The sequence below is a fragment of the Shewanella sp. MBTL60-007 genome (assembly GCF_019654915.1).
Taxonomy (GTDB): domain Bacteria; phylum Pseudomonadota; class Gammaproteobacteria; order Enterobacterales; family Shewanellaceae; genus Shewanella.
This window is the reverse complement of sequence record NZ_BPET01000002.1, coordinates 81,197-102,889: the sequence shown is the minus strand read 5'-3', so window position 1 is coordinate 102,889 and position 21,693 is coordinate 81,197. Positions and strand designations below refer to the sequence as shown.

Genomic DNA, 21,693 nt, shown 5'->3' with positions numbered 1-21,693 from the left:
GATGTCTTTTAAAAAGAAAGGACAGGTGATTTTACTAGCGCTATTACGAATAAAACATAAATAGCTACCATTAATGTAGACGCTAAAAACTTACCTAAATTCGTAAATCTTAGAAACCGCTTTTCCCCTTGTTTAACGATCTCCCATTCATTTTTTAAAATTGAATGAACTTCATCCTTAAAGATAGTGTTGAATACCTTTATTTCATTAATAGCGACTGAATACTTAACATTAGAACTATCTGTAGTAACAGAGTCCAACATTCGCTTCAACTCGTCAATATAGTTAATACACTGCTTGTCTTTGCTGGGGTTAAGTCGAAGTTGCAACATCATGGCTCTTAATTCAGCCTCTTTATAAGAGCTGTTGTAATCAACCTGTAATGACATGATATCTTTTTTGAATTTCTTATTGACGGCAATTCCTTCCAGAGCATGCATACAATCGCAAACTGCAGTAATAAAAGCAGCAGTATCTTCTCTAAAATCATTAATCCAAGCTTGTCTAAACTCTGATACTTTTTGTTCTTTTGCTATAACGGCTGTAGTAACTGCAACAATCAGACCTATAATAGAGGCTATTATTACCGCTACTGCACCGATGACCGCGACTGACATATCTGCTGACATGCTTTATTCCTACTCAACTTTTTATTAATTAAATAGCCATTAACCACTGTTCTTCAGATATGACATAAATTTCATGCCCCTTTTCTTTCAGTGACATAGCTTTTTCAATTTTTCGGCCATGACTTAGGTATTTCCAATCTCGGCTCGCTAGGGTGCCAATCACTACAAACTGAGTAGAGAGCAAAACATCTTTGCTTGTCATAGCACCAAGGGTTTGAGCTTTAGCCTCAACAGCTTTACGGCTTCCAAATTTAAACTTTCCAGTGAAACAAAAACCAATATTGTCGTGCGGGATCTCGCTTATATCGTCAAAGCACTCGGTGGTGTTATCTGTTACATCACCTGTTTCACAGAAACGATTACCAGTGACTTTCTGCACTGTTAGCAACAGGTCTTTCTTTTCGTCTTCGGTGATAATGCCATCTTCAAAAATTTCACATAGTTTTGATGCAACAACACTTGCAGGCCACTTATCTAAAATTTGTTGATTTTCATCTAACCAGATCTGGAGTGCATCAATTTCTCTTTCATTGATTTCGTTATCTGCTGAAATCCCCTGAAGTAGGCCAAGCAGTTGGTTTATCAGGTTATGGCTATTTGGTTCATTGAAGCCGCGAACATCATTCACATCATTTATTAAACAGAACAAATCATCATATTCATCTTCATCAATAATACCGTCCTCTAACACATCGTTGAGTACATCGACGATATCAATAAGATCGGGGTCAATTGAGATATCTTCATGGGTTTTTAACCACAAATCGAGGAAGGCATGTTCGGCTGGCTTAAGTTTGCTATCGGCAGTGATCCCTAACAAAATGCCATGTAGTGAAGCAATCGCTTTTTCGATATTAGCAACTTGATTACAGCGGCCGTATGGTTGGGCATCTTTGTTTAAAAAGACATCATTAGGTCTTTGTTGCCTTGGTTTTATTGGGGTTCGGGATTCAACTAGAGTAAGTATTTGTTCAACTGTACTTTGTGGAAGCTCACCTGTATCAGCAAAATGCACAAATTGAGATTTGTTGATAACTACCGAGCCGGCTTCGCGAGCTTTATCTACTTTACTGGGGCCGGCATTTTCACCAACACACAAAATGTGGAGGTTTTTGGTTACACTTTTTTTGACCGAAAGGCCGATTGATTCACCTATTGTTTCTAGTTCGTTTCGCTCACCAGCGGTGAATCCAGTAAAACAAATCTCAAATGCTTTCATAATTAGTCCCTTAATTTTTTCAATGCTTGATGTGGTATATGCGCTTAACTGAATTTAAGGTAGATATTGTCATCCATAACAATGTATTAAACCATTAAGAAATATAACGATTCTTTGATTTAGTGCAACCTTTAGTTGGTGAAAGTTAAAGAGTCTTAGCTAGGGCTGTTTGACTGTAGAACTAATATGTTGATGAATGAGAGTAAAGAGAAGGTAAGGGACTGTAGATAGAAAGGTACAGATACAAAAAAGCCGCTAAATCCACCTGGTTAGGATTTAGCGGCCTTTGAAGGTTATTACTAACCTCAGTGTTGGTGGAGGCGGCGGGGCTCGAACCCGCGTCCAAAAAGCCTACATCCTTTTCGATAGGTTGAATCTAGTGGGGTTTATAGGTTAATCATTGTTTTAACTGCCAATAGTAGACGGTATTAAACGCACGACGACAGGCTGTGTGGGCAATTTGTGGGCAATTTATTTTAATAGGTTCGCTACTGGGTTCTTCGTAATTGCATCATCTAAGTGATCTGGTGCGAAGTGAGCATAGCGCATTGTGTCTTTAATATCTGAGTGGCCGAGTATTTGCCTTAGTACCAAAATATTGCCGCCGTTCATCATAAAATGGCTGGCGAATGTATGGCGTAAGATATGCGTCATTTGTCGGTCTGGAAATTGTAAGCCGGTTCTTTTTATCGCTTGCTCGAATGATTTTCGGCATGGTCTGAATAATGGCCCACGAACGCGGGGCAGTATATCAGCCAGTTCTTGGGCGATGGGCACGGTGCGATTTTTCTTGCCTTTAGTTTTTACAAAGGTAATTCGATTGTGCGCAATTTGACTGCCGCGCAATCCCTCGGCCTCTGACCAGCGACAACCTGTTGCTAAACAAATTAGCACGATGGTTTTAAGGTGTTCATATTTGGCGTTGTCACATTCACTCAATACTATTGGGATTTCTTCAAGGTAAAGAAATGCTAATTCGGTATCTTCTATCTTGAATTGTTCAATACCATCCAGTGGATTAGGCAGCGACCATTCACCTAACTTTTTAAGCGTAGTGAAAACAGTATTAAGATAAGCATGTTCATGGTTTACCGTGTTGGGTTTTACCTTAGTCTTATTACCTTGTGCGTCTTCAATTTCACCATCAAGTCGCATCTGGCGATAATTGGCAAAATCATTCACGGTAATTCTGTTTGCTACTGGGTCGCCCATTGCATCGCAAATCATTTTTAATTTAGCCATGCGCTGTGTTGGCTGTGCTAATTGACGGCCATGCAGATCATGCCATCGGGTTATTAACTCCGAAAGGCGGCGGTTATCTACTTTCTCACCAAGCCAAGGTTTAGCTTCAACCTTATTTAAAACATAAGTCTCATAAGCGGCAGCTTCACCTTTTGTGGCAAAGGTTTTTCTTATGCGTTTACTTTCCCTGCCATCGACACGCATGTCGAGTTTCCAAGGTTTATTACTGCCATCTTTTGTGTTTCTAATCGACATTTAATTTATATACGCCATCTTGCATTAGGGGCTAACTGATCTAGATTGATTTTCAAAACATCACTACACCAGTCACCAAAGTAATAACGTTTAGAATTGGTCTGCATCATGGTTGATATACGGGATTGTTTAAAAGTTCGCGATTCATTACTAGAGCTACAAATGCCACGAATATAAAATTCGTTATCCTCGTTTAAGTAGATTGTGGTTGGCTTTATGCTTCTTCTACTCTTTTCTTCCTTTTTAAGTTCGTTATTCCACTTTTCATAAGTGAATGACACTTCACTTGATACTCCCTCCCAAATGGTGTTCAAATCTTTTTCAAAATTTTCCATCCGACTTTTCTTTTCGAATACATGCTTATGCTTTGTTTCATGGTTAGAGTTACTAGAGTTCTTATATGCGCCAAGAAGAGTACTATCAAAAAACTGCGCGGAAGATGAGTCTAGCTGGCCTGATAATTCTTTAGCGTTCCGTAAGACAATCACAATTTTATAAGTTAGAAAACCTTTGGTTACGTTGTGGTGACTAATATCGGCAAGCTTGATTTCAAACCTTTTTACCCCACCCAAAAAACCTTTCTTTAGAAATAGTATTCGGGCGTCAGTTAGAATTATTAGGCTATTGATTGGCGAGCCATCTACATAACCAAAGCTAAAGGCAAGTATAGTTTCTTCATTGTTTAGAGCTGTTTTTAGTGTAGGGAGCGCTTTGTTTTTTAACGCGATTGCACAGTTGCTATCATCGGCAACTTTTTTGCACATATCTAGATAGCGTTCATCACTTAACAAATTCAAGTTAACCATTACTACAACTTCCTTATTAAACGGTTTTTAATTCAGATACCACTTTGCCGCGGATCTTGGTTATTTCTGGATTGATTGGGTATTTGTCATCACCCTCTACTAGATAGGTATTGCCATCGGGTAGGAGTTTTAATTCTCCAAGTTGATAGCGGTTATTAGTAGCAAATAAATACTTTCCTGATACAGCTTCATTTTCTTCTGAATTGATAAATAGCAAATTATCAGTGTCTTTAATTACTAGGTCGTGATCATTACCTTTAATTTTGAAGTGTTCGATGATGTTATTAGTTGCTTCAAATTTTTCGTAAGGGTCAAGTCCGCCATTCTTTATGCAATAAACTTGTAAAACTCCGCGGTTATAAGCAAGCGTAGGTTCTGCAATGCTATTGGTTAGTTCATCTTTAGATATAGGTTCTACTGGGCTTTGCTTTCCTGTACCAAAACAAAGATATTCCATCGGCCAGCCAGTTAGTAAATGAATTCTTATCAGTAATTCATGAGGAGTTGTTTTTCTTGTTGTCCAGGTAGAGATAGTGCCGGGAGTTACACCAAGGAGTTCAGCTAATTCAACTCTATTTCTTACTTCAAATAAATGTATTAATCGTTCAATTAGGACTCTTCCCCCATCACATTCGAGAGGTTTGCTCAATTGACTGAATTTTTCGTTGTGTTTGTATTTGACTAGCCCGTTCATATGATCAATAATCCTGTCAGTTTCAAAATGATTGTGACGGGCGACTATAGGTCGCCACCGTAAAAGCCCGTCATAAACGCAATTAGATAAAGGATAACACCAAATGAGTGAATTCACCCTACAAATTGACGCCCCTTACATCTCATGTGAAGAATATGCTCGTCGTACGGGTATCACATTGAGAACCGTCCGCACCCTTATTAGCGACGGTCGCCTGCCTATTCGCCCTAAGCTAAAGTCTAAAGAGCGCCCTTTTATCAACATGATAGCGTTAGTTAAAGAGGCTAGAGACTTAGCCGAAGCCTGTTAATTAGCTTGTTCGTAGCAAATCATTCGATTGTTTGATTAATCTCTTCAATTGAATGTTAGCAAAAGGGAGTTTTGCGTCTATGTATGCCAAATCAGCTAGTACACAACCACTAAATAGCTGCAATCACCTAAATGGTGCGTTGCGTCAATTTGCAAATGACGAAGTGGTGAGTGATATCGCCAAGTCAGCCGGAATGAAACGGCCACAAATGCTACGCAACAAACTTTTACCTGAGCAGCCACATCAATTGACTGTGAGTGAATTGGTAAAAATCACTAGAGCCAGCGGCAACCGCTGCATTGTTGACGGTGTATTGATGGATCTTGGTTGCGTGACTTCAGTGTCGTTAGGCGATTTAGCAAACGCAGACAAAACCCCATTAACCGATAGAGCCTTAGATATTACCGCCAATAGTGCGCAACTCGGGGCGTTGGCATTAGATGTTAAAGCCACTAGACGAGTAACAGAGCGTGTGCGCCACGAAACAGTTAAGAGAGCGTCATACATTATGGGAGAACTTGCCATTTTCGTGCATGACGTTGAGCAAAAATTTCAGGCCATTCCGGTATTGACCGTTGCCAGCGATGCGCTGCAAACGATGCCAATGCCAGGTTTGATGTAAGCCAAATCAACAGCCGTTAGTGAAAGGGGAAAACCATGTCTACAGCAGTAAGAAGTTTAGCCACCAACCTTAACTCCGCGAATGAGCAGTTAGATAGCTGTCAAAATGTTGCGGAAACCGCCATTAGTGATATACGCCAAATGTTAGGTAAGAACAGCGCTGCAAGTCGATTTGACAAACTGAACCCACAGCAGCGCGCCATGATTTTATATGCAGCTCGTTTAAAGCCTAGCGAGTACATCAACAAGCCTTTACTTAGCCTTTCTTTGTCAGACCGTAACGCCGTTCGCCAAGCCCTTATTTCTTTAACCGATTTAGCTAAATCATTTGGTTGCGTGTCGTTATCACGTGATCAGTTTTTAAGTCAGACAAAGCCGCAGGTGGTCAAGTCAATTGGGGTTAAGCGTGAGGCAATTGGTGAAGAGGACGAATTAAGCCAAGAAATACAAGATATCAATGCGCTGGCCGCTGAGCTGGCATTAGAGGTAGAGCAGGAAAATCGATGTTCAAAAAATCAGTAACCCATAGACAGCAAAAAGCCACAACCGCAGCAACGGTTATGGCCCAAGTCAAATCAATAAAGGAAAGCATCAATATGACAAAGCAAAGTTTAACAGTAGAGCAAGCAATTGCACAAGAGGCTAATCGCGTCATTGCTTCATTATCGTTTAGCGTCCCCGCTGACAAAGACATGGTTGAATCGGCCCTTGAGTCTATCAAAGCCATTGCCGATGTCGCATGCCCTCATTCGCTAGTGACTAAAGATTTAAGCATTCGCTTAGTTGCTATTCGTAACAATATCCACGTTAACCAAATTCAACAGGCGGCTTGATATGACTCATTTAAATACAATGGCTCAATCGGTGCCAGCAGCCAATACCCCAGCTTTTGATCTTAGTAATCCACAACATTTAGCTATGCGCAAATTGATGGCGGATATTTTTAGCCGCCATGCAAATGCAGTTAGTGACGATTCTAAGTTATGCGCAGAGCGTTATTTAGGTATAGCTTTTTGCCTTGAGCGTGTGGCACTGCAGGTTTTGAATGACGATGTGCTTGCCGCACTTTGTTTGGATATGGGCGATGTTATGAGCCGTAGCGAGTTTGCTCGCCAAGTTGCGAGGGCTGCAGCATGAAAAACCAATTTGTTACTGCGCGCGGCGTGGTGTCTTTGTCAAAACCTTACTGGTCGTTGGGTAACCCTAATCAAATGGTTGATGTCACTTTTAAGCCTGATGATTACAACGGCTGGGGCATTTCAAAAGCGTTCGATGTTGATTCAGTGGCTAACTTCAATCAAGAGAACGCCGAGCATTTTTCCGCAGTGGTTGAGCCTAAGTTGCGCATTGATATGCCAGCTGTTAACCAAGTGGAGGCTGCAGCATGAGTGCATTAACCGATTCTATCAATAACCAAAATTTCAATATTCGCACTGCGTTTTTAAATCGCACATTAGGCCATGCCAGCCGTCCGCCAAAAATCACCGAAGAGGGTAAATGTGCAACAGCGTGTCGCCGTCGCATTGAGGATTACCAAATGGCGCGTGAGTTAGGTGTCAGTCTGAATGAGTTGGGGGCGGTATGAGCAATAAAACAGTAGCAATTAAAATTACAACCAATCGTGGTGACCGTTATTTTTATGGCTTTGGCAAAGGCGGCAGCGTGCAAACAGCTTGGTCACTTGCAGGTGCAAAATTGTTTTTATCTGCTCAGGTACCAGCAGTCATCACCGATGCGCTAAAGGATAAGAAAAAGAAATTTAGCATTGTTGAGATATCTGAAACATCTAGCAACGAAAAGCAAGACCATGTATGGATGACTCGAGAAGAGCTCAACCATTACACGGCCATCAGCAAAATGAGTCTTGCAAATTTGGGTTGTATTCGTCAGTTTGCTTTGGCGCAACTTCAAGTATCTAAAGATGCCGAGATGATTAGTTTTTGGAATAACGTCAATCCAGAGAGTATTCCACTCTATCGAGAAGACGCTTTTGAATGGATTCAACTCGCTAGAGGCTTAGCGCGTGAAATCAAAAAGCAGGGTGGTCTATGAGCAAAGCAGCATTTCACCACTTACTAAAGCACTTTCGCAGCAATAAGCTGTCACTCGCCAAAGAGATCCAGGTGCTTATCGATAACGATGGTTTAATTGATAACACCAATTTGATTGCCATTGCTAAATATTCTGGTGCACTCGATTGCCTATATTGGCAAGCGTTGGGCAATGACCTCACCAACCTAGCAAAAGGTATACGGCGCACGTTAGCTAAAGCGCGGGTTCATCATGGGTTTAAGGACTTGTAATGGATCTTCAACAAATTGAACGCCAAGCCGGGATTAACCTCTCGGCTATTTTTTCGGCTCCACATCAGCAAGACGATCTTAAATGGGCGCAAAAACAACTTGATGGCCTGCCAGAATGTGTGGCGGCTAGCCTGTTTATGGAATATGCGCGTAAACATAAAAAGTATAGCCGTAGCAGTAGCGCTAATATTTGGTTGCGCAATAGGGTTACATCCACACGGAAAATGCTGCACCAATTTCCTTTGCCGATTTGGCATATCAATACCGAACTGCGCCGTGAGGCCGTAGCCAAAGAGTGGGCCGACCGCTGCGCCAGTATTTTAAATAATATGACCTACGGTGGTGTGCAGGTTGATGCGCTTGAACTGCTGTTAGCCGTTATACAACCTGCTGACCAATGGGGCTTTACTCCTGTACTACCTAGTTTTGTTGGTTATGAGCAGCGTAAAGCTAGCGGTGAGTTTGAAGCCGACTTAACCATGTACAACAAAATTGCAGGTGCGTTAGCACGTTTGGTTGATGAAGCGTGGTGGCTGCGCAAACTGGACAAGGCATTTCGACAATATAAAGAACATGCTGCCATTGTTACGGGCAAGGTTCGTGCGGGTGTATCGCCTTATGTTTCGGTTAATTCACTCAAAGAGTTTAAAAACCGTAAGGCAGCTGCAAAAGCATGGCTTAACGAAATGGTGGTGGTTAATGAAGATCTTGGTCTTGAAATTAGCCTAGCCGATGCGGTTGCTGCCTCGGTTGCTAACCCAGAAGTGCGCCGCGCTGAGTTGATGGTACGTATGCGTGGTTTTGAAGATCTTGCCATAGAGCAAGGTTTAGTTGCCGAGTTTTATACTTGGACTGCCCCAAGTTGTTACCACAGTTACACCAAAAGCAAGAAAGGCCCTAGCTATTCAAATAGACGTTATTTAGGCGCCAACCCAAAAGACACGCAAGCCTATTTATGTAAGCAGTGGGCAAAAGCGCGTTCAAAGCTAGCGCGTGAAGAGGTTGAACTATTTGGTTTTAGAGTGGTAGAGCCTCACCACGATGGCACGCCACATTGGCACATGGTGTTATTTTTTCGCCCCGAGCAATTACGCTTGGGGCGTTCCATTATGCGCAAATATGCTTTGCAGCATCACAAAGATGAACTTACACCACCAAAGGGTAAGCGCAGTTTACGCTTTCAGGGTTACCGCCCACGCTTTGACTACAAAACCATTGATCCAAGCCAAGGCAGTGCTACCGGTTATATCGCTAAGTATGTGGCGAAAAACATTGATGGCGCTTATGTCGATGATGACTATGAAGCCGAAAGCAGTGGTAAACATGGCGCCGAGGGTGTGGCGGCTTGGGCTAGCATTTGGAACATTCGCCAGTTTCAACAAATTGGTGGTCCATCGGTCACGGTATGGCGTGAACTGCGCCGCTTGCGTGAAGCGATTGATTATGACGATGTGCTTGAGCTGGCGCGCAATGCGTCAGACCACAGCAATTGGCAGCGCTATGTTGAGGCTATGGGCGGCACATTCTGCAAACGGGCTGACCGTCCTATTCAGCTTTCAAAAGTGACTAATGAAGCAGCGAACTTATACGGCGAGGATATCACCAAAATTATGGGCGTTATGTCTATGAGCAATGCGGTGCAAACTCGCCTTGAGGGCTGGGAAATTCGCAAGCCAACACACAACGACAGCCAAGATAAAGCGCCTGTATCGGCAGATGATGCCGCTTTTGCTTTGGCTGTTGATTTAGCTTTTGATGTTTCTTTGAAAAGCGGCGACAGCCGCGCACCTTGGAGTTCTGACAATAACTGTACGCAGTCGATCAAAACTAGAAAAAGGATCGAAAGGTTACCGTTAAAAGACCAACAGTTAATTATTGAGGCCAAAAAGTTAGGACTCGACAGCGATTCACTTAAACGCCTACGCGCGGGTGCTGTTATTGATGTTGTTGATGCTAGTCATTCTGGTGTTAGTGGCGAAAGCCATAAATATGTTCGTCTGCGCGATGGCATGCTCATTGTGAGCAAACAGGTGCCAAGCGCGCATCATGCACTTGATAACGATTGGAGCGATAGCGCCTTAGATAGTCAGTTTGATGCTATTGAGCGCCAGCGCTTAAAGGTATTAGACGCGCAACTGCGCGAGCAAGCGTGGCGAGTACTCGACACAAATTCAGATGTTGAAAACTGGATTAGCCACATGGCACCTGATGTGGCCAAGCGCGCACTTGCTCAATTACGCCAGGTACTTGATACCCAAAAGGCCGAGCAGTGGGCAAGCCCATTTAGTTACCGCGACAGCAAAACTGAGCAGAACAGTGCAGAGGATGTTGACGATGAACCTTTCTAAATTAATGACCAGTGACGAACGCCAAAGACTCAACGCGCTAAATGCTCAAAAGGGCGAGTGTTTAGATCGGTATCAGCGCTGTAAAACCAAATTAGCGCAACAGAGTCGCCAAGCGGTGCGCGAATGGTTAAGCCGGTTACCAGAAAAAGAGCGTGAATTGTGCCGAGTAGTACTGAATAACTTAGTAAAAGCAAAGCAGGGGTAAGGGATATGTTTAGAGGTGATAATCAATTTTCACTTAATATTGAAAATTACGAACTTGTCGTTGATAACTTTGCAGGTGGTGGCGGAGCCTCTACAGGTATTGAGTTAGCCATTGGGCGGCCTATTGATATTGCGATTAATCATGATCCTGATGCAATTGCGATGCATAAAACTAATCATCCATTAACCAAGCATTATTGTGAATCGGTTTGGGATGTGAATCCTGTCGAGGTTTGTGCGGGTAGGCCTGTTGGCCTTGCATGGTTTAGCCCTGACTGTAAGCATTTTTCAAAAGCTGCAGGTGGCAAACCGTTAGAAAAGAAAATCCGTGGTTTGGCATGGGTAGCAATGCGTTGGGCTGCTACCGTTCGCCCACGCATTATCATGCTGGAAAATGTTGAAGAGTTTGTAACATGGGGCCCTGTTATTGATGGCAAACCATGTCAAAAGCGTAAAGGTAAAACCTTTAATAGTTTTGTGCGCCAACTTCGCCAGCATGGTTATAAAGTGGAATGGAAACAGTTGATCGCCAGTGACCACGGTTGCCCGACTATTCGCAAGCGCTTCTTTCTTGTTGCTCGATGTGACGGCCAGCCAATCACCTTTCCAGAGCCTACACATGGCAACCCTAAAAAGCAGCCGGGTAACGGCAAAGCACTAAAAGCATGGAAAACAGCCGCTGATATTATTGATTGGTCTATTCCGTGCAAATCAATCTTCAATCGTGATCGGCCACTTGCAGAGAAAACCATGCAACGTATCGCTAAGGGGATTCAAAAATTTGTTATTGATTGCGATGCACCATTTATAGCACCTGAAAACGCAATGATAGTGCCGTTTATCACTGAATTTGCCAATGCCAGCAGCCAACGCAATATGCCAGAAAATGAACCGTTAAGAACGATTTGCGCACAAGTTAAAGGTGGTCACTTTGGTTTGGTGACTAGCAGCATGATAAAAATGCGCGGTACCAATATTGGGTTTCCTACTAATGAGCCCGTGCACACTATCACTGCAGGTGGTAATCATGTGGGTGAAGTGCGCGCGTTCTTAATGAAGTATTACGGCACTGGGATTGGTCAAGATATCAATCAACCGTTACATACCATTCGCACTGGCGATTGCTTTGGTTTGGTGATGGTCAAAGGTGAAGCCTATCAAATAGTCGATATCGGTATGCGCATGCTCGAGCCACACGAACTGTTTGCCGCGCAGTCTTTCCCAAGTGATTACATTATCAACGTGGACCATACAGGCAAAAAATATTCAAAGGCAAAGCAAGTGGCCAGATGTGGCAACTCAGTACCGCCATTGCTAGCGGCAGCTTTAGTGAATAGCAATTACCACTTGCCAGCAGCAATAGAAAAGGTGGCTTAATGACTACGCCAAAACTAAAGCGGGTTTTAGTCCAAGGCCATGAAACCCGAGAGGGCTTGGCGGTGTTGTTAAAGCTGACTCGTATAACCAGCCAAAACAAAATCGATGCATTGATGGCGCACTTGGTTGACGGCCTACCAGCAAAACGGGCTTATTGGCGTTACCATGTTACCCAACAGCATTTTAGCCAGGCATTGGCAAAACTTAACCAAGCTGCAGATCTTGCACCGCAGTATCAAGACGTAAAAGCTATTAGTTAAAAAACCACGAAAAACACACTAGTTAACTAGTGTGTTTTTGTGTTTGTTTAAAATGTGGAAAAATAAAGAGATGAAAATGAATACAATTGATTGGAACCAAATGAGCGAACTAGGGCTTATAGAGCGAATTAATAGAGAGATATTACACCCTCAAGGATTGGCAGTTTCGCGGAATCCTGAAACGGGTACGTCAGATAGTATTCTTGTAGCAGATGATGGAATATTTCACTATGGGGACATAAAATCTACACTGCTTAGTGAGCAGCAAGTAAAAACATTGCTGGATAATATACGGTGTGCGAACCCACCAGGTGACGACTAATCCGCTAACAACTTACGAATAGCATTTAAGTGGCTGTCAATCTGCAGCCTACTTTCATCACTAAGCGAAGACGCATTACTGTTGTTTTCGCTTAGTAGTTCAGCAGTCTCAATGTTGAGCGCATCACAAATCGCCAATAATAACGACAGCTTTAAGTCGTAACCATTCTCTATTTTGCTTAGCGTTCTATCGCTAATCCCTACTCTGTCGGCTAGCTGAACTTGGCTAAGCTTCACAATTTTTCTTTTTGTAACAATCCTTTGCCCAATAATATTTAGGCTAATGCTCATAGATCACAGTTTTTTTAAATCCGAAGTATCTTTCAGTTTAGCCCATAAAAAGCAGAACAATTTTTCGCATTATATTGCATGCAAAAATGTATGCTTGATGGCGTCTTAAGGGAACGTCAATATTATTAAGGGTTTACGTATGTGTTTGTTGTTAAATCAAATGGATCTTGTTCTTCGTTCAATCGAATCAACTTGCTGTACCGTAGGCGATAAGGACGTCGCAATCTCATTAATGGCGGGTATTGTAGAAAGGGGGTGTGTTGGTTGTAATGAACAGCATTGCCCTAAAGCAATGCCAGTTCTTGTTGAAGCTGCTTGCGCTGCAGAGGATTCATTGCTTTAACCAGTTCAGTGACTAGCGCGCTAGAAGTACGCGAGCTTGGGCTTAACGTATGACTAAAACTTAAGTTGGCCACAAAAGTGTGGCCACACTCGGGGTCAGTGCAGGAACAATACAAATCAGCATGAGCCAAACTTAAGCGATTGGATTTACCTATTCTTGCTTTGCTACCGCAATCTGGACACATGACGCGCATTTTCTATCTCCCAACCGAATAATGCTAATAAGGGCTAACGATTTGTTAATCGTTACAATAGCCACAGTTTACGCCATAGTACTGTTTTTTCAAACAGTGGTTTTATCGACTCCATTCACGCATTTATATCGTGCCGTTTATTAAACCTCTAAATCAAAGACTAGCTTTAAGCTGCTGCCTATTTCACTGTCGTTGTTAACCGCATCAACCAGCATGTTGATCAGTGGCTTGGTTTCATTTTTAAAATACACAGAGTCGTATTTGGTCGGGTCGCCAAGGCCTGCTGCATTAGTGGGGATCATGCCGCCAAGGCCAGCGGGGAACCTGTGGGCGTTAAAAGTATCTTGGGCTGAAACCGCCTTAACACTGCCAAACTCGTCTTTGGATTCAAAGTTACCCACGGGGATGATCTGCAGGCCTTTTTCTTTACCGTTGGGAATGTTGACAAACAACGAACGGAAGTTACCCACGCCTTTAGAGTCTTGGATTTTTTCTTTAATGTCTTTTTCAACATCAGCATCTAAGTTGGGGTCAGTGGCATACATAATAAAGCCCATGTGCGCGCCATTTAAATAATACTTTCGGCGAAACAGGGTGGCATCTTCATTAAGTAAAGTGGATTGCAAGCCGCCTAAATAGTCGGGGCAACCATAGACTTGTTGAACAGTGTCGTATTGGCGCACCCAAATAATGTCTTTGGCTTTATAGCGCTTCACTTGGTTGTTGCGTTCAAGTACTACCGCACCGCCATCTTTGCCCACGCGAGTGCGATAACTTGGCAGCGGGAACAGGCGCACCACTTGCCTAAAGCCATTGCGGATCTTAAGTAAGGCCACATCGCCAAATTGCACCAAATTTAAAAAACTCGCGCCAATTTGTTGTGCAGACATAGGGCCGGAGACAAAACGGCTAGTCGCCATGTTGGCACGGCTTTGCACTATGCCGCCATGTTGGGCATTACGGCGGGTTAAGTTAGCCAGCAAATGTCTATCAACGGGCGGTTCCCAGTACTGCTCATGGTCGTTGAAATACAACGAGTCGTAATCGGTGAGCCACATACTGGGCATCACTTGCTCGGGTAGACCAAACACCACTGGCGCGTTAGCCGTTTCTGGCGTGTCGGTCATTGAATTGTCGTTAGCTGCGTTTAGTGTTGTAGCGCCCATGATGATGTTCTCTTATGTGCAAAGTTTAATGGTTCATTTATAACGGCGTGGGCGATGGCAAAAAACACATCGGCGTGGCCGGTTACGTTATCGCGGCTGGCTTTAAAGGTGATCGCCCCGCCTGTGTCGGTGGTGGTTCTGCGAATAGACAAGCAACTCATGGCAATGTCTTTGTGGGAGGCGTCCCATTCAATACGGCCGCTTTCAACCACATCAATCATTTTCAGCACTAAGCGGGTTTTGCTTGAAACGCTGTAATGAATCGCCGTGGCCTCGCGTGGGAATAAAGTGCTGAGTGAATCAAACACGCCAGCGCCAATGCCTGTTGTATCTACGCCAATATAGGTGACGCGATAACGGGCATAGACTTTTTGAATTTCACTTACATGGTGCGCAAAGTTCATGCCGCGCCAATAGTGCTTTTCAAGCACTCTGAATTTTTCACCTTTCTTTTCACCTGGTGCAACCACCACTACGGTGGCATTGTCGCGCGTTCGTGACGGATCATAACCAAGCCACACTTCACGGTTGCCAAATGGCCGTTGCTCTTTGGGTTTGTGATCTTGCCATCGCGCCGCCTCGACCATGCATTTTTCAAGGTCACTGAATTTAAATACGCTGTCGGCATCATCAACAAAGATGCACATAAACAGGTTTTTAAAATCATCGTCATTGTATTCGTCGCGCAGCTCGTCAATGTCGAACAGTTCGCAACCGCCAGCAAGGGCATCTTCAATAGTGACCACATAACGCCATTGTTTGTCGGGGCATAATCGGCCACGGTCGCGCATGGCATCAAAGGTGGGAAACTCCACCTCTTCGCGGTCGCTCTTACCTTGGCGCCAATGATCCCCAGTCCAAAAGGTATACGCTGGATGCGCTTTGGTTGATGGGGTTGAAAAGTAAGTTTTGCGCCAGTTCTTATGGGTGGCCATAGCAGAGGCTAGTTTGTTGAGCACATCAAACTTGCCTATCCAAAAGTATTCATCAACATACACATGGCCGTGGTAACTTTGGGCGGTTTTGCTATTAGTACTTAAAAAGCGCAGTTCTGCATCGCCATGCGCTGTGTGCAACACAATGGGGTTACCGGTTAATTCAATTTCAAAAAACTGCTGCGCAATTTGCACAATATAAGTGCGGAAAACTTCGGCCTGTGAACGTGAAGCCGAAAGGAATATTTGCGGATCTCCGGTAAGCACTGCTTGCTCGAATGCTTCACCTGCAAAATAGTAGGTAGCGCCAATTTGGCGCGACTTAAGAATATTACGAATACGCTGATGCAGGTTTTCATGCATCACTTTTTGATATTCAAATAAAGAGGCGTACCAAGTTTTAAAATCTTCCTTGGTTAAATGGCTAACGTCATTCTTACGCTTACGGCCTTTGCGCTTACTTGGCGCAGCATCGTTTTGCTGATCACCGCCTTTGCTATTTGAGCCGCCGCCCTTGTTATTTTTATTAGCGCTATTGGCACCAAATGAATGGCCGTCATTAATCAAGCGCTGCTTTTTAAGCTTTACATGCTTTTCAATCAGCATGTCGAGCTCTTTAATTTGCCCGCCCGTTTTATCGGCAATATCAGTTAACAGCACAATGCGGCGTGCTATCGCCTCGTCAACTTCTTCTTCACGCAGCAAATCACGCCAATTGTATTTGTCTGCCCAAAAGTAAATCACCCGCGTATTAGGCAAGTCGAGTTCAAGGCGGATCTCGTCTGGTGTCCAGCGCCGTAAATAGAGCCGCTTTGTTGCTTCGCGAATTTCAGGAGAGTAGGCCATGCGTGAGTAATTCGACTCCGTAAATAGTGAACAAATTAACTAAGTGATCTGCAGTGTATTCATTAGTTGCTAGGCAATAACGGACTCATGTTCGGTCTGTTTCGGATACTTCCCTATATCCGAATCACTCAGAATCAAACCGAGTGCCAGCGCCGTTGCAGCTGGCTATGCTGCCTGCAATATCTCTATTTATATCGAATAACAACGTGCGGAGTGGGTAGCCAAATGGGCAAACAGACAGGCTGGGTAATTGCGGCAACCGAGGGTGCTACCGTTGATGGCCGCACTATTACAAAAGAGTGGATTAAAGATATGGCCGAGCAGTATTCAATTGATGAATACACCGCCATGATTTGGCCTGAACATTTTCGCTCTACTTGGGGCCCATTTGAGGGTAAAAACTGGGGCACTGTTGACGAAGTTAAAGCCGCTACCGCAGGTGGTAAGTTGCGCTTATACGTCAAACTGACGGCAAATGATTATCTACTTGAAGCCAACAAAGACGGCCAAAAGCTGTTTATGTCTATTGAGCCAAACATTGATTACAAAGGTACTGGTAAAGCCTATCTACAAGGTATTGCTGTTACCGACTCGCCAGCATCAACAGGCACGACTCGCCTTAAATTCTCTATTGGTGAAGTGGATACCGAACGCGAGTACAGCCAGCTAGAACCCCTCGAATTAACAGACTTTATTCAAGATACAGAAAGCAAGTCGGTACAAAGCCGATTGTTTGGCGTGCTTGAAGCATTTTTCAGAAGTAACACGCCTGCATCGGCAAACGATATCGAAGAGGAACAACCCATGACCAAAGAACAGCATGAAGCCGTAATGGCTCAATTTTCAGCTATTGGCGACCGATTACAAAGCCTTGAAGAAAAAACAGCTGCATTCAGTGTAAAGCCGACTGAAACAGAAGAAGAGCGGCCGCCAGCGGGTGAGCAACAAAACGGCATCACGGCTGAGCAATTTGGCACGCTGAATGAAACGCTAACCAACCTAACCGCCAAAGTTGATGGTATGGAAACTCAGTTTAAAGAGTTAAGCAAAGAAACGGGCGATCAAGAGCCTGATCCTGCAGGTACGGGCGATAACTTCACTTGCGTATAACTCGCTGTAATTGATAGCTGACATTCATCACTAAACAAGAGAGAACAACATGAATACTTTGACTCCGGTCGCACGCGCTTGTTTGCTGGCATATACCAGCAACATGGCCACAGCTTACGGCGTTGATGATGTACACCATCAATTCAGCGTTTCAAACCCGATGGAACTGAAACTAAAAGCCGCCATGCTTGAATCGGTTGAGTTTCTATCACTGATCACCACGATGGACGTTGACCAGATTAAAGGCCAAGTCGTTAAAGTGGGTAACTATGGTATTGCTACTGGCCGCAAAGCTGGCGGGCGTTTTTCATCAACGAATGGTGTTGATGGCCATACCTACGAGCTAGTAGAAACAGATTCATGCTCGGCAGTGCCTTGGGCAACATTGGCTGTATGGGCGAACGCTGGTAGCGCGCAGCAGTTTATGAAACTCATGAGCCAAAATAGCACGATGCGTTTTGCGCTAGATATGCTGCGTGTTGGCTTTAACGGTAAAACCGTTGCAGCAACATCTAATCCAGAAACAAACCCAATGGGCGAAGACGTTAACAAGGGCTGGCACCAAATCGTTAAAGAAAAGGCTGCAGGTCAAATTGTTACCGACCCAATCTATTTTAACCCTAATCCGGTAGATGGCGTCTTAAAAGACCGTGAATACAAGACGCTTGACGCGATTGTTACCGAGTTGAAAAACACGCTTATTCATCCGTCATTGCGCAATGATCCGCGTCTTGTGGTGTTAGTGGGTAGCGATTTAACTGCGACAGCGCAAACTCACATGATGAACCAAGCCGACAAGCCAACTGAGAAAGTGGCCGCGCAACAAGCTGATAAGAACATTGGTGGCCTACGTGCTTATACGCCGCCGTTCTTCCCTGGCAAACGTATCGTGGTGACCTTGCTTTCTAACTTGCACCTTTACACGCAAAAAGGCACGCGCTCGCGTAAGTCTGAAAATGTTGAAGACCGTAAGCAGCATGAAGACAAGTACTGGCGCATGGAAGGCTACGCAGTTGAAGAGTTCGAGGGCTACGCCGCTATCGATGAAGCCAATATGAATATTGGCCCTGCACCTGCAGTGTAAAGCAAGCGATTAGGCACTCAATGAGTGCCTAATCAAACCCTTGTAAAGCCTTTACCAACTTATTACTAGAACGACTAAACAGGATATTGCCATGAGTGCTATCGCCAATTTTAAAAAACGTTGTGACGCTGAAAAAGCTAATGCTGAAAAAGCACAGCAAGCACATGACTGTGCCGAGCATGATGCCATTCAGGCACCAGTAAATGAAGCGTTAGCGCTACTGGCCTGTTTGCTTGGTTGTGAAGAACACCAAGCCATCGAAAAAGCCCGGCGCATACTGGGTGCCCAAAACGCGCTTTATGTAGATGCGCAAATTCATGTTGATCCTGCTGCGGGTGATGATAAGTCGGCTGCAGCTTTAGTGACGAACGATGATGATGGCGCAATCTCTGATATTAAAATCACCGATATTCAAACCGAATTAGAACACAGTGCTGACACAGTTACCGATGCAGCCCAAACCGTGGAACAAGCCGCTGATAGCGTAACCCAAGCCGCTGACAAAGTTGAAACCGCTGCTAATAACGTAAGCGAAACATCTAGTGATCTGGCTTATAGCGCAGAAAGCATTAGTGAAGCCGCAAGTGACATTAAAGAGGCTACCGAAGAGCTAAAAAAGCCGTTGGCGGAGCAAGCATCCTCGCGTGGCGAGAAAGACGCCAAAGCCAAGAAAAGCTCCAAAAAGTAAGCCAAACAGGTGATGCGCAATATGCGCCAAGCCTGCACTTACAACTGATTGAACTTGAAGACGACTTAAAGCGCCTCAAGGGCTTGGTAAGACGGGCGGATAAAATCGCCCACAAACGTGACGTGTTACTGCCCAAGTGGTTACCCATTGTCACTGAATATTTAGCAACGCTACAGAGTGCCAAGGAGAACGACAAAAATGCTATTTCTGACAATCCTATTTTTGCTTATTGCGTGGTTTGGCTTTTCGACATTGACGACCTCGGCCAAGGCATTGAGCTCGGCCTCAAAGCCATTGAGCTTAACCAACCTATGGCACGAAGTATTCGCCGTCAATGGGCGGGGTTTATTAGCGATGCTGTATACGACTGGGCAACAGTGCAAGCAGAAAACGGCCACAGTATTGAGCCGTATTTCAGCCAAGTGTTTAAGCATGTTGCTAATGGCTGGAAATTACCGGAAGTGGTTACCGCTAAGTATTACAAATTCGCGGGTTTGGCGTTACTGCGCACAACAAACGGCGATGTTAAGCCAACACAAGTGGGCGACATTGACCGCCTGCAGCAAGCAGATGCGTTATTGGAAAAAGCCGCCAGCCTGCATAAGCATGCCCAGGTAAAAACAGTACGCAACAAGATTGAAATGAGAATACGTGCGTTAGAGGCCTATGGCTCTCAAGAGAGTGGCTCACAAGAGAATGGTTCTCAAGAGCAAGGCAGCTAACGCAAGGGACCGACTCCCAACCCTCCAGTGCGCTAGCCGAGTGTTTGACGGGCGACCGTTAATAACCACGTCGACGCTAACCGCACTGAACCCAATTAAGAGCGAATGAGATGAGCAGTTTTGGATTTGATGCAGCAGCACAAGCAAGCATAGATATCGACAAAGATTCGGGTTGGCCTGCGTTGTCTTCGGGCGAGTTTCGCAAGCATCGCCGTATACCTGAATTTTTTGAAGAGCAAGCCATTGCTGACTCACTCAATCGCAGCGTTGCCGAAGTGCAACAACAAATACTGAATTACGTTTTTCCGCCATGTTCATCAAGTGCAGCATCCCCAGTTAACAAGGATGTGCCTTTTGCCTTAGACGCTAGTCTAGTTCCTGATTTCAGTGAACAGCAGGTCAGCATTTACCGCGCGGCAGTGTATGCCCGTTCCCATGCCGACTTGCTGGGCTATTTTTCTGCCGTTGACCAAAAAGAGGCGGGCAACAATAAAGCCCAAGATGAAGACCAGCAAAACGCTTTGCTTGGGCAATCTAACCGCAGCGTGCGGTTATTGTTAGGCCTTGGCCGTGCGGGAGTGCACTCGCTATGAGCCAGACCAAAACCCAATTGCAGCAACTTTGCGAATTTTTACTTGCCAGTTTGCAGCCGGTGATTAACAGCAACAACATCGATGCGTGGCAAGAGCGCGGCACTCTTATCTTAAACGGTGATGATCTTGGTTGTAATGGCTATGAAGTTGCCAAGTGGAAGTACAACGCGGTTATCGCGTTCGAGCAGTTTCCGCACCGCCGCATTAACTCTTACAACTTGCTTGCTATGGTGTCGGCGTTCCTTATTGACAGCGAATGGCCGCGTGATGATTACGGCTTGGATGATCCTGAAATTGATATCGATGTAGTAAGCCGAGACAACGCCACGATATTAATCGAATTGCAGCTGATGGATGACATAGAGCTTATTCCTGACGACAACGGCCCAGTGCAATTTAATGGTGGTCGTTACCGGGTATCACTGGTGCCTATCAATATTGCCGAAAGCGTTGACACAGTGGTGTCGCTAAGTGATGACGAATGAGCCTCGTTATTGCGCCAAACAAACAGCAAGCGTTGAGTGTTAAAGACCAACTATTGATGTTGTCACTGCCAGCCAATAAGCGGGTTCGCATATTAAAAACCCTTGGTCGCAGCCAGCGCGCGAAAGCACGTAAACGCATTAGAGAGCAAAGAACGGTAACAGGCCAAAGCTTTGCCCCACGAAAAAATGGCAAGAAAACTAAATTACTAAAACGCTTGGGCCGCACGCTTGAGCCCTATGTGAAAAGCGCTAACCGATTAGAGCTAAAGCATAAGTCGACACATACAGGTCGCATTGCTGCACTGCAACAAGAGGGTGGCAGCGAACAAATGAGCAAGCAGCGCATGGCACGTATTCATGGGCAAGCAGATTATGACGCGCCATGTACGCGCGCCCAAGCCAAAGCGTTATCGAAAGAGGGTTACAAAGTTAAGCGGCAAAAAGGTAAGGGATATCGCAAAGCTAGTCTTGGCGAAATCACGGCAAGCCTATCACAAGGCCAAGCCGGACTTATTTTGCGGCAACTGAGGGGGGAAACGAGTAAGCAAAGTTGGCCTATTCCAGTGCCATCGCGTTCGTTCCTTGGCGACACACCCGAAAATGTGCAAGCCGAATTAGCAACACTATTAAGTCAAACAAGAGGATAAC

The 21,693-nt window shown here is 44.6% G+C and carries 31 protein-coding genes; 22 read left to right on the top strand and 9 right to left on the bottom strand.

The features are described 5' to 3' along the window. Nucleotides 1-8: 8 nt before the first annotated feature. The 5 genes from K5Q92_RS01205 to K5Q92_RS01185 form a co-directional block, all read right to left on the bottom strand. On the bottom strand, nt 9-629 hold the full coding sequence (locus K5Q92_RS01205; protein ID WP_220767226.1) for a hypothetical protein: 621 nt from the start codon (nt 627-629) through the stop codon (nt 9-11). A 28-nt stretch (nt 630-657) separates the two neighbouring features. Further along, nucleotides 658-1,848: a BRCT domain-containing protein gene (locus tag K5Q92_RS01200; protein WP_220767225.1), complete on the bottom strand. Its 1,191-nt coding sequence runs from the start codon at nt 1,846-1,848 to the stop codon at nt 658-660. A 471-nt stretch (nt 1,849-2,319) separates the two neighbouring features. Beyond that, nucleotides 2,320-3,345, bottom strand: coding sequence for a tyrosine-type recombinase/integrase (locus tag K5Q92_RS01195; protein WP_220767224.1), 1,026 nt, complete (start codon nt 3,343-3,345; stop codon nt 2,320-2,322). Nucleotides 3,346-3,350: 5 nt separating this feature from the next. Beyond that, the gene (locus K5Q92_RS01190) at nt 3,351-4,151 is read right to left on the bottom strand and encodes a PH domain-containing protein (RefSeq protein WP_220767223.1); all 801 of its coding nucleotides are present in this window, start codon (nt 4,149-4,151) and stop codon (nt 3,351-3,353) included. 16 nt (nt 4,152-4,167) lie between these two features. Further along, nucleotides 4,168-4,845, bottom strand: coding sequence for a helix-turn-helix domain-containing protein (locus K5Q92_RS01185; RefSeq protein WP_220767222.1), 678 nt, complete (start codon nt 4,843-4,845; stop codon nt 4,168-4,170). A gap of 103 nt (nt 4,846-4,948) precedes the next feature. Between K5Q92_RS01185 and K5Q92_RS01180 the strand changes: the two genes are divergently transcribed. From K5Q92_RS01180 to K5Q92_RS01115, 14 genes are all read left to right on the top strand, one after another. Continuing rightward, entirely contained in the window at nt 4,949-5,155 is a 207-nt protein-coding gene (locus K5Q92_RS01180; RefSeq protein WP_220767221.1) for a DNA-binding protein, read from the top strand. Between the two features lie 79 nt (nt 5,156-5,234). Continuing rightward, entirely contained in the window at nt 5,235-5,777 is a 543-nt protein-coding gene (locus tag K5Q92_RS01175; protein ID WP_220767220.1) for a phage regulatory CII family protein, read from the top strand. Between the two features lie 35 nt (nt 5,778-5,812). Then, a complete protein-coding gene (locus K5Q92_RS01170; RefSeq protein ID WP_220767219.1) occupies nt 5,813-6,298 on the top strand; it encodes a hypothetical protein in 486 nt (161 codons plus the stop codon). Next, nucleotides 6,280-6,609, top strand: coding sequence for a hypothetical protein (locus K5Q92_RS01165; protein WP_259649452.1), 330 nt, complete (start codon nt 6,280-6,282; stop codon nt 6,607-6,609). Before K5Q92_RS01170 ends, K5Q92_RS01165 begins: the two co-directional genes overlap by 19 nt. A gap of 1 nt (nt 6,610) precedes the next feature. Then, entirely contained in the window at nt 6,611-6,913 is a 303-nt protein-coding gene (locus K5Q92_RS01160) for a hypothetical protein (protein WP_220767218.1), read from the top strand. Further along, nucleotides 6,910-7,164 (top strand): hypothetical protein, encoded by a 255-nt coding sequence (locus K5Q92_RS01155; RefSeq protein ID WP_220767217.1) that lies wholly within the window; start codon nt 6,910-6,912, stop codon nt 7,162-7,164. Before K5Q92_RS01160 ends, K5Q92_RS01155 begins: the two co-directional genes overlap by 4 nt. Continuing rightward, nucleotides 7,161-7,361 carry a hypothetical protein gene (locus K5Q92_RS01150; RefSeq protein ID WP_220767216.1) on the top strand — a complete coding sequence of 67 codons (201 nt, stop codon included), beginning with the start codon at nt 7,161-7,163 and terminating at the stop codon, nt 7,359-7,361. The genes K5Q92_RS01155 and K5Q92_RS01150 overlap by 4 nt, the downstream gene beginning before the upstream one ends. Next, the gene (locus K5Q92_RS01145; RefSeq protein ID WP_220767215.1) at nt 7,358-7,828 is read left to right on the top strand and encodes a hypothetical protein; all 471 of its coding nucleotides are present in this window, start codon (nt 7,358-7,360) and stop codon (nt 7,826-7,828) included. The genes K5Q92_RS01150 and K5Q92_RS01145 overlap by 4 nt, the downstream gene beginning before the upstream one ends. Continuing rightward, on the top strand, nt 7,825-8,079 hold the full coding sequence (locus K5Q92_RS01140) for a hypothetical protein (protein ID WP_220767214.1): 255 nt from the start codon (nt 7,825-7,827) through the stop codon (nt 8,077-8,079). Before K5Q92_RS01145 ends, K5Q92_RS01140 begins: the two co-directional genes overlap by 4 nt. Next, nucleotides 8,079-10,427 carry a replication endonuclease gene (locus K5Q92_RS01135; RefSeq protein WP_220767213.1) on the top strand — a complete coding sequence of 783 codons (2,349 nt, stop codon included), beginning with the start codon at nt 8,079-8,081 and terminating at the stop codon, nt 10,425-10,427. The genes K5Q92_RS01140 and K5Q92_RS01135 overlap by 1 nt, the downstream gene beginning before the upstream one ends. Continuing rightward, the gene (locus K5Q92_RS01130) at nt 10,414-10,632 is read left to right on the top strand and encodes a hypothetical protein (RefSeq protein ID WP_220767212.1); all 219 of its coding nucleotides are present in this window, start codon (nt 10,414-10,416) and stop codon (nt 10,630-10,632) included. Before K5Q92_RS01135 ends, K5Q92_RS01130 begins: the two co-directional genes overlap by 14 nt. A 5-nt stretch (nt 10,633-10,637) precedes the next feature. Continuing rightward, the gene (locus K5Q92_RS01125; protein ID WP_220767211.1) at nt 10,638-12,008 is read left to right on the top strand and encodes a DNA cytosine methyltransferase; all 1,371 of its coding nucleotides are present in this window, start codon (nt 10,638-10,640) and stop codon (nt 12,006-12,008) included. Then, nucleotides 12,008-12,268 (top strand): adhesin biosynthesis transcription regulatory family protein, encoded by a 261-nt coding sequence (locus tag K5Q92_RS01120; RefSeq protein WP_220767210.1) that lies wholly within the window; start codon nt 12,008-12,010, stop codon nt 12,266-12,268. Before K5Q92_RS01125 ends, K5Q92_RS01120 begins: the two co-directional genes overlap by 1 nt. Before the next feature lie 76 nt (nt 12,269-12,344). Next, nucleotides 12,345-12,590, top strand: a complete 246-nt coding sequence (locus K5Q92_RS01115) for a hypothetical protein (RefSeq protein ID WP_259649451.1) — start codon at nt 12,345-12,347, stop codon at nt 12,588-12,590. Here K5Q92_RS01115 and K5Q92_RS01110 read toward each other — a convergent pair. Next, nucleotides 12,587-12,880, bottom strand: a complete 294-nt coding sequence (locus tag K5Q92_RS01110) for a helix-turn-helix domain-containing protein (RefSeq protein ID WP_259649450.1) — start codon at nt 12,878-12,880, stop codon at nt 12,587-12,589. The genes K5Q92_RS01115 and K5Q92_RS01110 overlap by 4 nt on opposite strands. 139 nt (nt 12,881-13,019) lie before the next feature. Between K5Q92_RS01110 and K5Q92_RS01105 the strand changes: the two genes are divergently transcribed. Further along, nucleotides 13,020-13,223 (top strand): hypothetical protein, encoded by a 204-nt coding sequence (locus K5Q92_RS01105; protein WP_220767269.1) that lies wholly within the window; start codon nt 13,020-13,022, stop codon nt 13,221-13,223. Here the strand turns inward: K5Q92_RS01105 and K5Q92_RS01100 are convergent. From K5Q92_RS01100 to K5Q92_RS01090, 3 genes are all read right to left on the bottom strand, one after another. Continuing rightward, nucleotides 13,165-13,407, bottom strand: a complete 243-nt coding sequence (locus K5Q92_RS01100; RefSeq protein WP_259649457.1) for an ogr/Delta-like zinc finger family protein — start codon at nt 13,405-13,407, stop codon at nt 13,165-13,167. The genes K5Q92_RS01105 and K5Q92_RS01100 overlap by 59 nt on opposite strands. A gap of 149 nt (nt 13,408-13,556) precedes the next feature. Then, on the bottom strand, nt 13,557-14,582 hold the full coding sequence (locus K5Q92_RS01095; protein WP_220767207.1) for a phage portal protein: 1,026 nt from the start codon (nt 14,580-14,582) through the stop codon (nt 13,557-13,559). Further along, nucleotides 14,564-16,363, bottom strand: coding sequence for a terminase large subunit domain-containing protein (locus tag K5Q92_RS01090; RefSeq protein WP_220767206.1), 1,800 nt, complete (start codon nt 16,361-16,363; stop codon nt 14,564-14,566). Before K5Q92_RS01090 ends, K5Q92_RS01095 begins: the two co-directional genes overlap by 19 nt. A gap of 225 nt (nt 16,364-16,588) precedes the next feature. On the opposite strand from K5Q92_RS01090, the gene K5Q92_RS01085 reads away from it, so the two are divergent. The 7 genes from K5Q92_RS01085 to K5Q92_RS01055 all read left to right on the top strand — a co-directional run bounded on the left by K5Q92_RS01085 (nt 16,589) and on the right by K5Q92_RS01055 (nt 21,692). Continuing rightward, nucleotides 16,589-17,473 (top strand): GPO family capsid scaffolding protein, encoded by an 885-nt coding sequence (locus K5Q92_RS01085; protein WP_220767205.1) that lies wholly within the window; start codon nt 16,589-16,591, stop codon nt 17,471-17,473. A gap of 49 nt (nt 17,474-17,522) precedes the next feature. Beyond that, the gene (locus K5Q92_RS01080) at nt 17,523-18,557 is read left to right on the top strand and encodes a phage major capsid protein, P2 family (protein ID WP_220767204.1); all 1,035 of its coding nucleotides are present in this window, start codon (nt 17,523-17,525) and stop codon (nt 18,555-18,557) included. A 91-nt stretch (nt 18,558-18,648) separates the two neighbouring features. Further along, on the top strand, nt 18,649-19,245 hold the full coding sequence (locus tag K5Q92_RS01075) for a hypothetical protein (protein ID WP_220767203.1): 597 nt from the start codon (nt 18,649-18,651) through the stop codon (nt 19,243-19,245). Further along, a complete protein-coding gene (gene gpM, locus K5Q92_RS01070; RefSeq protein WP_308443564.1) occupies nt 19,194-19,967 on the top strand; it encodes a phage terminase small subunit in 774 nt (257 codons plus the stop codon). Before K5Q92_RS01075 ends, gpM begins: the two co-directional genes overlap by 52 nt. A 110-nt stretch (nt 19,968-20,077) precedes the next feature. Continuing rightward, nucleotides 20,078-20,560 (top strand): head completion/stabilization protein, encoded by a 483-nt coding sequence (locus K5Q92_RS01065; RefSeq protein ID WP_220767202.1) that lies wholly within the window; start codon nt 20,078-20,080, stop codon nt 20,558-20,560. Continuing rightward, a complete protein-coding gene (locus tag K5Q92_RS01060; RefSeq protein ID WP_220767201.1) occupies nt 20,557-21,045 on the top strand; it encodes a phage tail protein in 489 nt (162 codons plus the stop codon). The genes K5Q92_RS01065 and K5Q92_RS01060 overlap by 4 nt, the downstream gene beginning before the upstream one ends. Then, entirely contained in the window at nt 21,042-21,692 is a 651-nt protein-coding gene (locus K5Q92_RS01055) for a phage virion morphogenesis protein (protein ID WP_220767200.1), read from the top strand. Before K5Q92_RS01060 ends, K5Q92_RS01055 begins: the two co-directional genes overlap by 4 nt. Nucleotide 21,693 lies beyond the last annotated feature (1 nt).

Excerpts from the sequence above, each read along its gene's own strand:
- K5Q92_RS01205 (WP_220767226.1), bottom strand. The coding sequence starts at position 629 with ATGTCAGCAGATATGTCAGTCGCGGTCATCGGTGCAGTAGCGGTAATA.
- K5Q92_RS01200 (WP_220767225.1), bottom strand. The coding sequence starts at position 1,848 with ATGAAAGCATTTGAGATTTGTTTTACTGGATTCACCGCTGGTGAGCGA.
- K5Q92_RS01195 (WP_220767224.1), bottom strand. The coding sequence starts at position 3,345 with ATGTCGATTAGAAACACAAAAGATGGCAGTAATAAACCTTGGAAACTC.
- K5Q92_RS01190 (WP_220767223.1), bottom strand. The coding sequence starts at position 4,151 with ATGGTTAACTTGAATTTGTTAAGTGATGAACGCTATCTAGATATGTGC.
- K5Q92_RS01185 (WP_220767222.1), bottom strand. The coding sequence starts at position 4,845 with ATGAACGGGCTAGTCAAATACAAACACAACGAAAAATTCAGTCAATTG.
- K5Q92_RS01180 (WP_220767221.1), top strand. The coding sequence starts at position 4,949 with ATGAGTGAATTCACCCTACAAATTGACGCCCCTTACATCTCATGTGAA.
- K5Q92_RS01175 (WP_220767220.1), top strand. The coding sequence starts at position 5,235 with ATGTATGCCAAATCAGCTAGTACACAACCACTAAATAGCTGCAATCAC.
- K5Q92_RS01170 (WP_220767219.1), top strand. The coding sequence starts at position 5,813 with ATGTCTACAGCAGTAAGAAGTTTAGCCACCAACCTTAACTCCGCGAAT.
- K5Q92_RS01165 (WP_259649452.1), top strand. The coding sequence starts at position 6,280 with ATGTTCAAAAAATCAGTAACCCATAGACAGCAAAAAGCCACAACCGCA.
- K5Q92_RS01160 (WP_220767218.1), top strand. The coding sequence starts at position 6,611 with ATGACTCATTTAAATACAATGGCTCAATCGGTGCCAGCAGCCAATACC.
- K5Q92_RS01155 (WP_220767217.1), top strand. The coding sequence starts at position 6,910 with ATGAAAAACCAATTTGTTACTGCGCGCGGCGTGGTGTCTTTGTCAAAA.
- K5Q92_RS01150 (WP_220767216.1), top strand. The coding sequence starts at position 7,161 with ATGAGTGCATTAACCGATTCTATCAATAACCAAAATTTCAATATTCGC.
- K5Q92_RS01145 (WP_220767215.1), top strand. The coding sequence starts at position 7,358 with ATGAGCAATAAAACAGTAGCAATTAAAATTACAACCAATCGTGGTGAC.
- K5Q92_RS01140 (WP_220767214.1), top strand. The coding sequence starts at position 7,825 with ATGAGCAAAGCAGCATTTCACCACTTACTAAAGCACTTTCGCAGCAAT.
- K5Q92_RS01135 (WP_220767213.1), top strand. The coding sequence starts at position 8,079 with ATGGATCTTCAACAAATTGAACGCCAAGCCGGGATTAACCTCTCGGCT.
- K5Q92_RS01130 (WP_220767212.1), top strand. The coding sequence starts at position 10,414 with ATGAACCTTTCTAAATTAATGACCAGTGACGAACGCCAAAGACTCAAC.
- K5Q92_RS01125 (WP_220767211.1), top strand. The coding sequence starts at position 10,638 with ATGTTTAGAGGTGATAATCAATTTTCACTTAATATTGAAAATTACGAA.
- K5Q92_RS01120 (WP_220767210.1), top strand. The coding sequence starts at position 12,008 with ATGACTACGCCAAAACTAAAGCGGGTTTTAGTCCAAGGCCATGAAACC.
- K5Q92_RS01115 (WP_259649451.1), top strand. The coding sequence starts at position 12,345 with ATGAATACAATTGATTGGAACCAAATGAGCGAACTAGGGCTTATAGAG.
- K5Q92_RS01110 (WP_259649450.1), bottom strand. The coding sequence starts at position 12,880 with ATGAGCATTAGCCTAAATATTATTGGGCAAAGGATTGTTACAAAAAGA.
- K5Q92_RS01105 (WP_220767269.1), top strand. The coding sequence starts at position 13,020 with ATGTGTTTGTTGTTAAATCAAATGGATCTTGTTCTTCGTTCAATCGAA.
- K5Q92_RS01100 (WP_259649457.1), bottom strand. The coding sequence starts at position 13,407 with ATGTGTCCAGATTGCGGTAGCAAAGCAAGAATAGGTAAATCCAATCGC.
- K5Q92_RS01095 (WP_220767207.1), bottom strand. The coding sequence starts at position 14,582 with ATGGGCGCTACAACACTAAACGCAGCTAACGACAATTCAATGACCGAC.
- K5Q92_RS01090 (WP_220767206.1), bottom strand. The coding sequence starts at position 16,363 with ATGGCCTACTCTCCTGAAATTCGCGAAGCAACAAAGCGGCTCTATTTA.
- K5Q92_RS01085 (WP_220767205.1), top strand. The coding sequence starts at position 16,589 with ATGGGCAAACAGACAGGCTGGGTAATTGCGGCAACCGAGGGTGCTACC.
- K5Q92_RS01080 (WP_220767204.1), top strand. The coding sequence starts at position 17,523 with ATGAATACTTTGACTCCGGTCGCACGCGCTTGTTTGCTGGCATATACC.
- K5Q92_RS01075 (WP_220767203.1), top strand. The coding sequence starts at position 18,649 with ATGAGTGCTATCGCCAATTTTAAAAAACGTTGTGACGCTGAAAAAGCT.
- K5Q92_RS01065 (WP_220767202.1), top strand. The coding sequence starts at position 20,078 with ATGAGCAGTTTTGGATTTGATGCAGCAGCACAAGCAAGCATAGATATC.
- K5Q92_RS01060 (WP_220767201.1), top strand. The coding sequence starts at position 20,557 with ATGAGCCAGACCAAAACCCAATTGCAGCAACTTTGCGAATTTTTACTT.
- K5Q92_RS01055 (WP_220767200.1), top strand. The coding sequence starts at position 21,042 with ATGAGCCTCGTTATTGCGCCAAACAAACAGCAAGCGTTGAGTGTTAAA.